Here is a 12,824-nt window from a genome sequence, read left to right on the forward strand (position 1 = left end):
GGAAATATTTTTATTTCCTCTGTGTTTTTCGTTTAAGTTGTCGTTTTTTGTTTCGAAGAAAACAGTTTTTCGACTGCACCCAAGATGAAAATAAAGAATACTGGGACGAAGAAGATCGCAAGAATAGTTGCCGAAATCATACCGCCAAATACACCTGTACCTAAGGCATGTTGTGTTTCTGAACTAGCGCCTGATGCAATAACTAATGGAATTACACCACACGTGAAAGCGAGTGAAGTCATTAGAATTGGACGTAGACGGAGCTTAGCAGCTGCAACGGTTGCTTCAATTAAGCTCATTCCTTCTTCTTTGAGCATCTTGGCAAATTCAACAATCAAAATCGCATTCTTGGCAGAAAGACCAATAATAGTAATCAGACCGATTTTAAAGAAGACATCATTCATCATGCCTCTAGACATGATGGCAACAATTGCGCCAAAGATACCTAGTGGTACAACTAACATTACAGAAAGGGGAATAGACCAACTTTCATAAAGTGCTGCCAATACCAAGAAAATAACTAACATTGACAATCCGAGAAGAAAAGCCATTTGTGATTCAGATTGTTTTTCCTGTAATGAGATACCAGTCCATTCATAACCAATACCTTTAGGTAATTTAGCAATCAGATTTTCCATTTCTCGCATTGCATCACCAGAGGATGTGTCGAAGTTTGGAATACCAGCAATACTTAATGATGGTCGTCCGTTGTAACGGTTATATTGCTGTGGTGCTTTACTCCATTGTGGCGTTACTACCTCAGATAAAGAAACTAACTGGCCGCTTGATCCTGTAACTTTAAGATTAAGAATATCTTCAAGTTGCATACGAGATTTAGCATCGACTTGAACAATGACTTGTTGCATACGGCCTTGATTAGGGAAGTCATTGATGTACATTGATCCCATGGAGGTGGAAATAATGTCAGATACATCTGCAAAATTCACACCGAGAGCATTCAATTTATCTCGGTCGATTTTTAAGCTAACGCTATTACCATCTGGTAATCCTTCAGACCAAACCATGTAAAACTTTTTATTTTTTGATGCCATTTCAAGAAGCTGTTCTTTGGCTTTAATGAGTGCAGGCATACCTAAATTAGCTTTATCTTGTAGGCGAAGACTGAAACCTGAATAAGTTCCCAATTCATCAATAGGTGGAGGAAGAATAGACATTGCACTGCCTTCATTACTCTTCGCCATTGCTGTATTAAGAGCGTTAACATGGGCAGAAGACGACTCTGTTCTTTCTTTAAAGTCTTTTAAGGTTGTAAATGCGACACCAACGTTTTGCCCAGACCCACCAAAGCCCCAGCCCAATACAGAAATATTACTTTTTACATCTGATTTTTCATTCAAATGTCCTTCAAAAGTTTGAACAATATTTTGGGTTCTTTCTCGTGTTGCATCGGACGGAAGTTGGAAGGTTGTTAGGAACCAACCTTGATCTTCTTCAGGCATAAATGCTGTTGGCCAATATTTCATCCCAGCAAAAGTAATGACAGTAATTACAACAAAGAGCACCATCATTGGGATAGTATGTTTAATGACTTTAAGTAAAATTAATTCATATTTTTTGGTAACTTTATCAAAACTACGGTCAAACCATGCAAAGAAACCTTTCTTTTGATGATGCCCATCGATAGGTTTTAACATGGTAGCACATAGCGCTGGAGTCAAAATCAGTGCTAAAAGTGCCGAGAATAAAATTGAAACAGACATGGTCACAGTAAATTGTCGATAGATAATACCGACTGAACCGCTGGCAAAAGCCATTGGTAAGAAAACTGCTGACAGTACTAATGTAATACCAATAATTGGACTGGTAATTTCTTTCATGGCTTTTGAGGTTGCCTCTTTAGGAGATAGACCCTCGGTAGCCATAATTCGTTCTACGTTTTCTACAACAACAATTGCATCATCTACAATAATCCCGATGGCGAGCACCATACCAAACATGGTGAGTACGTTTACCGAATATCCGGCAAGTAACATGATGGTAAATGTACCCAATAATGCGATAGGAGCTACAATCGCTGGAATAAGGGTATAGCGTACATTGTGTAAAAATAAATACATCACAATGAAAACCAAAACCATGGCTTCAAGTAATGTATGAATTACTTTTTCGATTGAAATTTTAACGAAAGGAGCAGTGTCATATGGGATATCTAATTGCATGCCATCTGGTAAGTTAGCTTTTAACTCCTCAACTTTTGCCTTTACTCCTTCAGCTGTTTTAACTGCATTTGCTCCAGGGCTTAGCTGGATTGCTGCTGCTGTTGCTGGTTTACCATTCTGTAGAATTGCAAAGTTATAGGCTTGAGAACCCATTTCAACTTTGGCAACGTCTGATAATTTTATTGAGCTTCCGCTAATTTTACTCTTAAGGCTAATGTTATTAAATTGTTCAACACTATTTAATTGTCCTTGAGCCGATAGTGGTATGGTGATTAATTGCCCTTTTTCTGCAGGCACATCTCCTAGACGGCCAGGTGCAATCTCCACATTATTATTACGTATGGCATTGTTTACATCACTGATAGAAAGTCCATAAGAAACCAGTTTATTTGGGTCAACCCAAATGCGCATTGCTTTTTCAGCACCAAAAGACTGTACTTTACCTACACCTTCAACACGTTTAAGTTCTTCAACGGCATTTCTTACTAAGTAATCACTTAAATCAACTTCAGAGTATTTTCCATTGGGTGAGTTTAAACTAACAAGCATTAAGAAGCCTGACGAAGATGCCTCAACCAGTAAGCCTTGTTGTCGGACGATCTGAGGTAAACGTGCTTCTACAGTTTTAATTTTATTTTGTACATCAACCTGTGCCATATCAACATCTGTACCAGGCTTAAAGGTTGCTGTAATTTGAGTTACACCAGAGGTATCTGTTGTCGCGCTGTAATAAAGTAAGTTTTTTACACCGGACATTTCTCTTTCAATAAGAGTTACGACACTATCATTAATCGCTTTAGGAGTTGCGCCTGGGTATACCGCCGTGATTACAACTTGTGGAGGAGCTACACTAGGAAAGCGTGCAATTGGTAATTTTGGAATACTAAGTACCCCAAATAAAATAATAAAGATCGCAATCACCCACGCAAAAATAGGGCGGCGAATGAAGAATTGTGACATCATCATTAGGCTCCTTGTGCTGTAGGTGCTTTATTGGGAGAAGATGGAGCTTTCCATGGAGTAACTTCTAATTTCATATTTGGTTGAATACGGTCAATCCCTTCTACAACAACTTTATCGCCTGTATTTAAGCCGTGATTTACAATATAAAATTGTTCATGTTGTTGTCCTAATTCGATTTGACGTAATTCAGCAGAACCTTTTGCGGTTACAACATAAACTTGTGGATGACCGCTTACGTCATATTGGATTGCTTGTTCTGGGATAAGTAAAGCATTGGGAACAGATGAGCGACTGAGCTTTACACGTACATACATGCCGGGTAGAAGTTTTCTATTCTTATTATCAACCTGGATACGAATAGTTACGTCGCCAGTTTCAGGATCAACATTAATATCCTCAAACAACATTTTTGCTGTAACGTTATAAGGTTGACCTTGGTTATTTAAGATTTGAACAACTTCATTTTGGTTGGCAGATAGCTTTCCTGTTTGAAGCGCTGCCTGAAGTTTCTCATAGGCTGTAACTGATTGTTTGACATCAACATAAACTTTGTCAATTTGTTGGACAACAGCTAAAGGCTTCATATCCCCTTGACCAACAAGAGCCCCTTCAGTGATAAAAGATTGTCCAATACGACCAGAAATTGGAGAACGTACAGTTGCATATTGTAGATTGATATTCTGGCGGGTCAGGGTAGCTTTCATTTGTGCTACATCTGCTAGCGCCTGATGATATTGAGCTTGAGCATTACTAAATTCTTGCTTACTGATAGCATTGGTTGGTAAGAGCTGCTGAAAACGGTCAAGTTGTATTTTTAAACGTTCAACTTCTGACTCTGCTTTTTTTAATGCAGCTTGGTTGGTAGCGACATCTGCTTGAAACATATCGGAATTGATTTTATATAAAGCTTGACCTGAACTAACTTCACTGCCTTGCTTAAATAATACTTTTTCAATAATTCCACCTACTTGAGGGCGTATTTCGGCCGTGCGGAAGGCTTGCACACGAGCTGGGAGATTCTCACTGAAATCAACAGATTGTGCCTGTATATTTAAAACGCTTACTTTTGCAGGCGGCACTTCTGCCTGTGCTGTTTCCTCTGAGCCACCGCAGCCTTGTAAGATGAGCCCAATGGATAAAAATAATGGAAGTAATAGATGCTTATGCATGTGACCAAACCTATATAGTCCTAGATGATCACATTATTTTTTAGATGTGTGTACTAATCGTTGATAAAGTATGGATAAAGTGTGGAGATGTAAAAAAAACTAGCTACAATGAGAAATAAAATTTATCGGGTTAAAACTATGTTTGATAGCTCATTTACTTTTGACTGTAATGATAAGGTTATTCTTGTGGTAGAGGATGAGTATGACATTGGTGACATCATTGAACACTATTTAAAGCGTGAAGGGATGCGTGTTATACGAGCGATGAATGGGAAACAGGCTTTAGAAATTCTAGCGTCACAAACGATTGATTTATTATTACTTGATATCAAGCTACCTGAATTAAACGGTTGGGATGTACTGAAAAAACTGCGTCAGAAGAGTAATGAACCACCTGTAATTATGTTAACTGCACTTGATCAGGACATTGATAAGGTAATGGCCTTAAGGATGGGGGCAGATGATTTTGTTGTTAAACCCTTTAATCCAAATGAAGTTGTCGCTCGGGTACTCGCTGTTTTGAGAAGAACAATACAAACTCAGCAAGTTAAAAATACGCATATACGCTATAAAAATATTGAAATTCAAAAAGATACTCATAGTGTATATGTTGATTCTAATGGTAGTTCATCTATTCTGAATCTAACACTAACTGAATATAAAATTTTGGTTTTGATGGTCGAGCATCCCCACAAAGTTTTTACACGTAGTGAATTAATGAACCAGTGTATGCCAGATGGAAATGCTTTAGAAAGAACTCTGGATAGTCATGTGAGTAAGCTTAGAAAAAAACTTGAAGAACAAGGTCTAACGCAAATTCTTTTTAATATTCGAGGAGTAGGTTATCGCCTAGACAAACCTTATGAAAAATAAATATGGCATTAGCAAACAGCTTATTATTACATTAAGTATTCTAAATTTTAGTATTACTGTTTTAACTTTAATTTTTGGATATTCAATTTACACCATAGCACTCAAGACAAAAATTGTTACTTGGGAGATGATGTCTACAAGTTGGCCATCTCTTCAAGTAATTGATTGGATTTGGTATTTTTTGGTTCTATCAATGGGTTTTGTTCTATCTATTTTTTTGGGAATGCATCTTGCCCGTAGATTTGTTACTCCAATTGAATCGATTGCCATAGCAACAAGAAAAATTAGTCAAGGAGATTTGGGTACCCGAGTTATAGAGCCCAATAATTGTTCAAGTGAGATTTCCGAGCTGATTAATAATTTTAATGATATGGCCCAAAAGCTAGAACTATCAATTAATAACGCGCATGTATGGAATGCTGCTATTGCTCATGAACTTAGAACTCCTATAACTATTCTCCAAGGACGCCTACAAGGAATAGTAGATGAAGTATTTGAGCCCACACCAAATTTGATGAAAAGCTTGTTAGCCCAAGTTGAAGGCTTGTCTTATTTAGTTGAAGATTTAAGGACTCTAAGTTTAATGGAGAATCAGCAACTTAAACTAAATATTGAAGCAACAGATTTTACAGATAGTATTAAAAAAATATTATTATTTTTCAATGAGAAATTAAAAGCATCTAATCTGAATATTCAGACAGAAATATCCAATGATATTGTCAACTGTGATGTGAGGCGAATGGAACAGGTTTTAATAGCTCTAATTGATAATGCAGTGAGATATGCAAATGCTGGGACACTTAAAATTAAGTCTTACGTGGATCAAAGAGAGTGGATATTAAAAATTGAAGATGAAGGTCCAGGTATACCAATCGAATACCAATCTGAGCTGTTTAAACCTTTCTTTCGTGTCGAAGAATCAAGAAATAAGGAATTTGGAGGGACTGGATTAGGCTTAGCTGTAGTACATGCAATTGTTTTAGCTCATGAAGGAGAAATTCAATATGAAAATAATGAACAAAAAAGTATTTTCACTATAAAGATAAATAATCAGTTTTAAATGTGATTAGATCAGCAATTTATAATGCTTTTATAAATTGCTGTGTAGTGGTTTTTTAAATTATTTTCTCTCAAAGCGATGTAATAAATTTACTGAAATAAAAGCTAAATCTAATGAAGATATTTTAGCAGTTACAGATAAATCTTGGCTGCTTCGAAAAGAATCTAAATCTTTCCATTTATGACTTCCTAATAATATTTCTACATTTAAAGATTCATTATCATCAAAACTTGTAATACATTGAATTGAAGATACTAATAAGCCATCATTTTTTTCTTTTGAGCTAAATCGTTCTAGAAGAGTAGCGAATTTTTCTGAAAGTTTAGTAGGGCGTTTGTGATAATTAATGGGAATGTAAGAATTACATAAAGACTCAATAGTATTTATTAAATCTAATTGTCTTTTGCTTAATATTGTTTTATTTGACAATATTTTATTTGTGTTGCAGGTGGGGCCATTATGATTTTTAAAGATATTGTTATTTTTGAAATATTTGAGTTGTTCAATATCCCAGAAGTCTTTTATTAATAAAAAACCATCGTTTTTTAACGAGAAATAAAAAATTTTAGGGTATGAGTTTAGAGAAAATTCTGTAAAATGCTTTAAAATAATTTCCATTAAGTTTCCTGAATAGAATTGTACATTAATATCAGCTGGGTTTAAAATTTTTAACTGTTCAAAACCTGGATAAATGTGGGTGGAGTAGTAGCTGGTATAAGTTGATATATTATAATCTTAATCTAAAAAAGCATAAACTTTATATCTTGCTTTTTTTAGAATCGATATATGTGTTAGTTTGCATATCATCGACTATATTGATTTTATCTGGTAAAGAATCTATATAGTCATAATTGGGCGATATTTTGTTAATAATATTAATGACACTTTTCCACATTTCAGGGTGTCCTAAACATCTCAGTTTTGCCTGTTTAGTACCAATTTGTTTTGGTAAATTATCAATTACAGCGTTAAAAGAAGTTCCATTTTTACTTTTGATTAATTTTTGAAGGTATTGAGCCTCATTACAAGATAAAGTAGTGCAGTTGATAATTTTTTTATTACTAAGATCACTAACATCTTCTAATATTTTTAATATTGTCTTAAATTGATCAACTAAAATTATAACAATTTCACAATACTCCAAAAGTTCTGGAACAGTTTTTAAGGTATTAACTTTATGTAAATTTGGGCCAACATAAAGTTTCGGAGTTCTATTCCAGATATTAATATAATAACTCGTAGAAAGAGTCTTAATAAAAGCTTCTCCCATACGACCCACACCTATAATTCCTATTCTCTTGTCTTGCTTCATCTATAGTTCCTTCTACTAAGGTGGTTAATTTTCTGTATGGAGCATCTGATCTTGAAAAGAGTACCCCACGAACACATGTAACTAGAAGTTTCATAAGTAGTTGTGTATTTATAATATAGTTTTTTGGAAAAAACAAAAAATTATTTTTTTAAATTATTCTTATACAACAAATACTTAATATTTTTTGAGATTTAATAATTGTAAGATAATCTATATTTGATATAGTTTAGTGGGTTTGAGACTCAAAGTAGGAATAGTTATGATTGTGTAGGCTAATGTAGCGAAAACTAAAATTAACCTTTAAAATATTTGTATTAACAATATGTTAAACTAAAGATGGTTTAGATAAGTGTAGGTGGAAAGTATACGTGACTAATATACGCAAGCAGCGATCTAGAGCACCTCAACAAAGACAAATTGAAAGAACGAATCAAATTTTGGATTGTATGGAAGCTTTGCTAAAGGAAAAGGAAATAAATGATATTAATTTGGCTGAAATTTCTGAGCTAACAGGAATAGCTCTACCTTCTATTTATTATCATTTTCCAAATAAAAACAGTATATTAGTTGCTCTTACAGAGCGTGTACATGAGGTTTGGAGAGAGAATATACGCTCAAAAATTAGTTCAGATATTGGGTCATGGCAAGAATTAATTCGTCAATTTATATTTATTGGTGCAAACCATCTCAAAGAAAATTCTTATGTTTCTAAGCTTATTTTAAGTAGTAATTCTCCAGCTGAAACTAAAGAAGTTGATTCAAATCAATGTGCTAATTTAGCCATCACAATAATGGATACTTTAGATAAGCATTTTGAAGGTCTTAATAAGTCTCGGTATACAGAAAAAATGATTATCGCAGTTTATATTTTAGATGGAATCTGGAAAAATGCTTTTTTTCAATATGGTGTAGTTCCTGATGAAGTTGTAAGAGAGTCTCAAAAAGCTCTTATTGCATACTTACGGTGTTATTTCCCAGAAGAATTAGAACAGAGAGATCTCAAGGTTTAATCATTAAACCTTTACAAATTTAAGATGCACTACTGAAAATATTGTTATTTTAAGAACATACCCTAGAAGAACTTAACTTAGTTGCTATAGGGTTTAGGCTTATTGACTGTAGCTATGCATTCTTTTGTTAGTCTAATTTTTACTGTCAATAAAAAAACATACTTATCTAAATAGTTCTATCAATAAAAAAATTCTAAAAAAAGTTATGCAATAACATCTATATCTGTTTTATGACAATACAAATAGAATTTGTCCGCATTTTTACAAAAAATTATATCTAAACTATTCAATAGCTTATGGTTTTTTTGTTGGCGCATGTAACGGCCTCGAATTTTAAATATCCTCGCAAGTTACAAAGACTATCAAAAAGACGATGACTTGTGTAAAAAAAAGTTTTAAAACCATAATTGTTTTGGTATATTTGGTTTAAATAAGCGTTTTTTGAGTTTAAAACCATATTAAAGCTATACTGAATATAGTTTATTGGGTGTTTTGATGTTGCAGTGCTGATGAACATACGCTACTACATTTTAAAAGAACGTTTATGTTGAGCATTTGAAAAAATGTCTATTTATTAACTGGTTATAGATAGGGACGTTGTATGTCATTAATGAAACTTAGCAAAGATACAGGTATCGATGAAATAGTCTCTACCATCATGAGAGATGGTGGGGTTATCATTGAAAGTTTTTTCGATAAAGAATTTACACAGGATATTAATCAAGAATTATCTAGACAATTAGATAGCATTCCAGATGGAGAAGATGAATATTTTGCAGGTACTAAAACTCGAAGAATGAGTCGCTTATTCTCTCGTTTACCTCAAATGCCAGCTTTAGCTTTAAATCCAGTATTCTTTGAAACAGCAAAATCGATTCTTCAAAAACCTTTACATTTTTGGAGTGGTGAAAACAGAGTAGAGCTTATCCCAGACATTCAAATTGGCATGACTCAGGCTATTCAAATTTGGCCTGGCCAAAAAGCACAACCTCTTCACCGTGATGATGCAGTATGGATGTGGCAGCATCCAATATATGGACGCGAAGCACGAGTACAAATTATGTTTGCAGTTACTGATTTCACTGAAGAGAATGGTGCTACAAAAGTAATTCCAAAGAGTCATTTATGGGATGATCAAAGAGGTCCTCAAATCGAGGAAACTGTTTCTGCAGAAATGAAAGCTGGTGATGCTTTAATCTGGATTGGATCAACATATCATGGAGGGGGAGAAAATGTTAGTGACAAACCTCGAATTGGTTTAACAATGTCTTATGATTTAGCTTTCTTAAGACAAGAAGAAAATCACTATCTTTCAATGACTCCTGAATCAATGAGTAAATTTCCAGATGAGCTGAAAGGTTTATTAGGTTGGAATATGAGTAGTACATTTGTAGGTTTTGTAGAGCATGAGGGAAGAATGATGAATCCCCTTGATTTATTAAATGCTCAAAAAAACTAAAATATATATTTAAAATAGCCAGATAGAGCATAAATCAATATGCTTTATTTGGTTTTTTAATTTATTATTACTAACATCTTTTTTTATAAAAAAAATATTTGGTTCTGTTGTGATCATAATTTTAAATTTTTTAAGTTCTTTTTGGAAGAGTAAATACTATTGGGTAGCTAGTATTAGTTAATCTGATGAATTTATCTGTGTTAATAAAAATAAAATATGCAATTCAAAATTTTATTTTTTAAATTGCATAAAACTTATTTTAATTAAATTTTTTCTTGGGTGAACTCAAATATTTCTCTAGAAATTTAATTTGATCATTAAGTAATTCTTCCTGCCATGGTGTATTGTAAAAGTCAAAATGATCAATAGGATACTCAAGTAATTCGGAAGGCCCCTTAATTAATTTGGCTGTTTTACGTGCAGCATCAGGCGGGGCAATTTGATCATTCGTACCCACTTGTATGAGGATAGGGCATTTCACACGATGAGCATATGTGATTGGTCGATTTTGTGCTACTTCTAAGGCAGCGCGCGCGCAGACTTCATTGCGCCAAGTAGGACCCGCCATTAATTTATAGTTTTCTTCTGCTCCAGGTGTACTAATCATTGCTGCTGTTCCAGGCTGCCCGACTATTGGAATAATATGAGGTTTCCGTAGCATAATTGCTCTAAATTGATCTTTTAAGCCATGCGAAATAGCGGTAGTTAGTTGCTTGAAACCGCCATATTGAAAGACTTGAAATAGAGCTGCTAGACCATCTGTTGCAGGATTCATGGAAATTACTACTGAGATTTTTTCGTCTTGTGCTGCAATAGTAATAACATGACCCCCAGAATATGAAGTACCCCAAAGTGCAATTCGACTACGATCTACGTAAGGTAAGTTTCGAACTATTCTAATAGCAGCTTGATAGTCTTCTCTTTGGGACTTATAAGAGACATTTTGTCTTGGATACCCGCCAGATTCACCAAAACCACGATAATCGAAGATGAATGTATCAAAACCAGCTTTATTTAATGGTTCTGCAAAACTTAATAAACCGGTATCTTTAGTGCCCCCAAAACCGTTTGCCATAACAATGCAAGGACGACCCCGTGAATTCATGTGTTTATCTGTTGTAGCAGGTATATACCATGCTGAGCAGGTAATTCCTTTACTCGTAAATTTGATATTTTCCATAATGTTTTGCCTTATGAATATTTAGCCCCTTATTAGAATTAAATAAGAGGCTAAAATTTTATTAAAGATTTATTAAGCGTGTTTTTTTACGTCGTTAGACGGCGCCGAGGCTACTACGGTTAATTTTTTCTTTGGTGAGACATGAGAAAAGTGTAATTCCTTATCAAATACGGGACCTTTCTCAAGTCTCTTAATATCAAACTCATAGTCTTGCTGTAAGGTCCATGGGCCTTCAGTGCCTGCTTTGGGAAACAGTGAAATACTTCTTTGAATGTAACCTGAGTTCATATCAACAAATGGAATACGTTTCATATTTTTGTTACTGATAACAGGAGTGAAAATCTCAAATTTGTTTTCATCCATATAATTTAAAAGTCTACAAAAATGCTTCCAGATGAGATCAATTTTTAATGTCCATGCAAGATTTGTATAACCAAAAGCAAATGCAAAATTAGGTACATCTGACAACATCATTGATTTATAGATAGTAGTATCTGGGTAGTTTATAGCTTTATTATCCACAGACATTTGAATTCGGCTAAAAGGTATAGCATTTAAACCTGTAGCAGTAATAATAATATCAGCTTTTAATAATTTTCCAGATTTCAACAAAATACCTTCTTTGGTAAATTGTTCGATATGATCTGTTACAACAGAAGCTTTTCCTGAAGAAATTGCCTTAAACATATCACCGTCTGGTACAACACATAGACGTTCATCCCATGGATTATACTTAGGCGAAAAATGAGTTGATACGTCAAATTCCTTAGGAAGTTTTCGTCGTACGTCTCCAATCAATAATTGGCGCATAAAACCTGGAAATTGACGACTTAACTTATATACGGCTCTTGTTAAAGTAATGTTTTTACGTCTAATAAGATCAAAAGCACGCTGCGAAGGTAGAATTTTATTTAAGGTATTAGCAATTGGATCTTCACTTGGGACTGCCATGACATAGCTAGGTGATCTTTGAAGCATGGTGATATGCTCAACATCTTTAGCCATCGCAGGCATCAATGTTACTGCAGTGGCACCACTACCAATAACAATTACTTTTTTATTTTTATAATTTAAATTTTCGGGCCAATGTTGAGGATGAATAATTTGCCCCTCAAATTCTTCAACTCCTTTGAAATCAGGTGTATAACCAGAGTTGTAATCATAATAACCTGTGCTCATAATTAAGAATTTCGAGCGAAAAGTTGAGATATTTTCTTGATTTTTTTGTTTAACTTTAACTATCCAAATTCCCTCAGTAGAAGAGAATTCTGCACTTGTAACATAATGGCCAAGGCAAATATGAGGCTTAATCTCATTTTCTGAAATTGTTTCCTGCAGATAATCGCAAATCATTCTTGCGCTACCAAAAGTTCGTTTATTTTTCCATGGCTTAAAGCCAAAAGCAAAAGATTGCATATCTGAGTCTGAGCGAATACCTGGGTAACGAAATAAACTCCAAGTACCTCCGATTTCTTCACGCCCTTCTAATAACTTAAACGTTGAATGAGGTCTAAATTTCTTTAAATGATAGGCTGCGCTGATACCTGCAATCCCTGCACCGATAATTAAAACATCAGTAATAGCAGTTTGATCTGATGAACTCATATCTTTTTCCTCT

At 34.4% G+C, this 12,824-nt stretch carries 10 protein-coding genes; 4 read left to right on the top strand and 6 right to left on the bottom strand.

The genetic code is table 11. From position 1 onward, the window contains the following. Positions 1-32: 32 nt before the first annotated feature. Both ACNQO6_RS12600 and ACNQO6_RS12605 read right to left on the bottom strand, forming a co-directional pair. Positions 33-3,143: an AdeB/AdeJ family multidrug efflux RND transporter permease subunit gene (locus tag ACNQO6_RS12600; RefSeq protein WP_440209292.1), complete on the bottom strand. Its 3,111-nt coding sequence runs from the start codon at positions 3,141-3,143 to the stop codon at positions 33-35. A 2-nt stretch (positions 3,144-3,145) separates the two neighbouring features. Further along, positions 3,146-4,312, bottom strand: a complete 1,167-nt coding sequence (locus ACNQO6_RS12605; RefSeq protein ID WP_440209176.1) for an efflux RND transporter periplasmic adaptor subunit — start codon at positions 4,310-4,312, stop codon at positions 3,146-3,148. Positions 4,313-4,450: 138 nt separating this feature from the next. On the opposite strand from ACNQO6_RS12605, the gene adeR reads away from it, so the two are divergent. Then, positions 4,451-5,185 carry an efflux system response regulator transcription factor AdeR gene (adeR, locus tag ACNQO6_RS12610; RefSeq protein WP_440209177.1) on the top strand — a complete coding sequence of 245 codons (735 nt, stop codon included), beginning with the start codon at positions 4,451-4,453 and terminating at the stop codon, positions 5,183-5,185. Beyond that, the gene (gene adeS / locus ACNQO6_RS12615) at positions 5,175-6,245 is read left to right on the top strand and encodes a two-component sensor histidine kinase AdeS (protein WP_440209178.1); all 1,071 of its coding nucleotides are present in this window, start codon (positions 5,175-5,177) and stop codon (positions 6,243-6,245) included. Before adeR ends, adeS begins: the two co-directional genes overlap by 11 nt. Positions 6,246-6,305: 60 nt before the next feature. Here the strand turns inward: adeS and ACNQO6_RS12620 are convergent, their stop codons facing one another. Beyond that, positions 6,306-6,863: a hypothetical protein gene (locus tag ACNQO6_RS12620; protein WP_440209179.1), complete on the bottom strand. Its 558-nt coding sequence runs from the start codon at positions 6,861-6,863 to the stop codon at positions 6,306-6,308. 139 nt (positions 6,864-7,002) lie between these two features. Beyond that, on the bottom strand, positions 7,003-7,557 hold the full coding sequence (locus ACNQO6_RS12625) for an NAD(P)-binding domain-containing protein (RefSeq protein ID WP_440209180.1): 555 nt from the start codon (positions 7,555-7,557) through the stop codon (positions 7,003-7,005). Between the two features lie 368 nt (positions 7,558-7,925). Between ACNQO6_RS12625 and ACNQO6_RS12630 the strand changes: the two genes are divergently transcribed. Next, entirely contained in the window at positions 7,926-8,567 is a 642-nt protein-coding gene (locus ACNQO6_RS12630; RefSeq protein ID WP_440209181.1) for a TetR/AcrR family transcriptional regulator, read from the top strand. Positions 8,568-9,168: 601 nt separating this feature from the next. Continuing rightward, the gene (locus ACNQO6_RS12635; RefSeq protein WP_440209182.1) at positions 9,169-10,026 is read left to right on the top strand and encodes a phytanoyl-CoA dioxygenase family protein; all 858 of its coding nucleotides are present in this window, start codon (positions 9,169-9,171) and stop codon (positions 10,024-10,026) included. A 259-nt stretch (positions 10,027-10,285) separates the two neighbouring features. Here the strand turns inward: ACNQO6_RS12635 and ACNQO6_RS12640 are convergent, their stop codons facing one another. After that, complete coding sequence (locus tag ACNQO6_RS12640; protein WP_440209183.1) at positions 10,286-11,206, bottom strand: alpha/beta hydrolase; 921 nt, start codon at positions 11,204-11,206, stop codon at positions 10,286-10,288. A gap of 72 nt (positions 11,207-11,278) precedes the next feature. Beyond that, positions 11,279-12,811, bottom strand: coding sequence for a flavin-containing monooxygenase (locus ACNQO6_RS12645; RefSeq protein ID WP_440209184.1), 1,533 nt, complete (start codon positions 12,809-12,811; stop codon positions 11,279-11,281). Positions 12,812-12,824: the final 13 nt, after the last annotated feature.

This window comes from Acinetobacter calcoaceticus (assembly GCF_051947995.1).
GTDB lineage: Bacteria > Pseudomonadota > Gammaproteobacteria > Pseudomonadales > Moraxellaceae > Acinetobacter.

Bases quoted from the DNA above. Each gene is read 5' to 3' on its own strand.
- ACNQO6_RS12635 (WP_440209182.1), top strand. From the start codon at position 9,169: ATGTCATTAATGAAACTTAGCAAAGATACAGGTATCGATGAAATAGTC.
- adeS (WP_440209178.1), top strand. From the start codon at position 5,175: ATGAAAAATAAATATGGCATTAGCAAACAGCTTATTATTACATTAAGT.
- ACNQO6_RS12605 (WP_440209176.1), bottom strand. From the start codon at position 4,312: ATGCATAAGCATCTATTACTTCCATTATTTTTATCCATTGGGCTCATC.
- adeR (WP_440209177.1), top strand. From the start codon at position 4,451: ATGTTTGATAGCTCATTTACTTTTGACTGTAATGATAAGGTTATTCTT.
- ACNQO6_RS12600 (WP_440209292.1), bottom strand. From the start codon at position 3,143: ATGATGTCACAATTCTTCATTCGCCGCCCTATTTTTGCGTGGGTGATT.
- ACNQO6_RS12645 (WP_440209184.1), bottom strand. From the start codon at position 12,811: ATGAGTTCATCAGATCAAACTGCTATTACTGATGTTTTAATTATCGGT.
- ACNQO6_RS12620 (WP_440209179.1), bottom strand. From the start codon at position 6,863: ATGGAAATTATTTTAAAGCATTTTACAGAATTTTCTCTAAACTCATAC.
- ACNQO6_RS12640 (WP_440209183.1), bottom strand. From the start codon at position 11,206: ATGGAAAATATCAAATTTACGAGTAAAGGAATTACCTGCTCAGCATGG.
- ACNQO6_RS12625 (WP_440209180.1), bottom strand. From the start codon at position 7,557: ATGAAGCAAGACAAGAGAATAGGAATTATAGGTGTGGGTCGTATGGGA.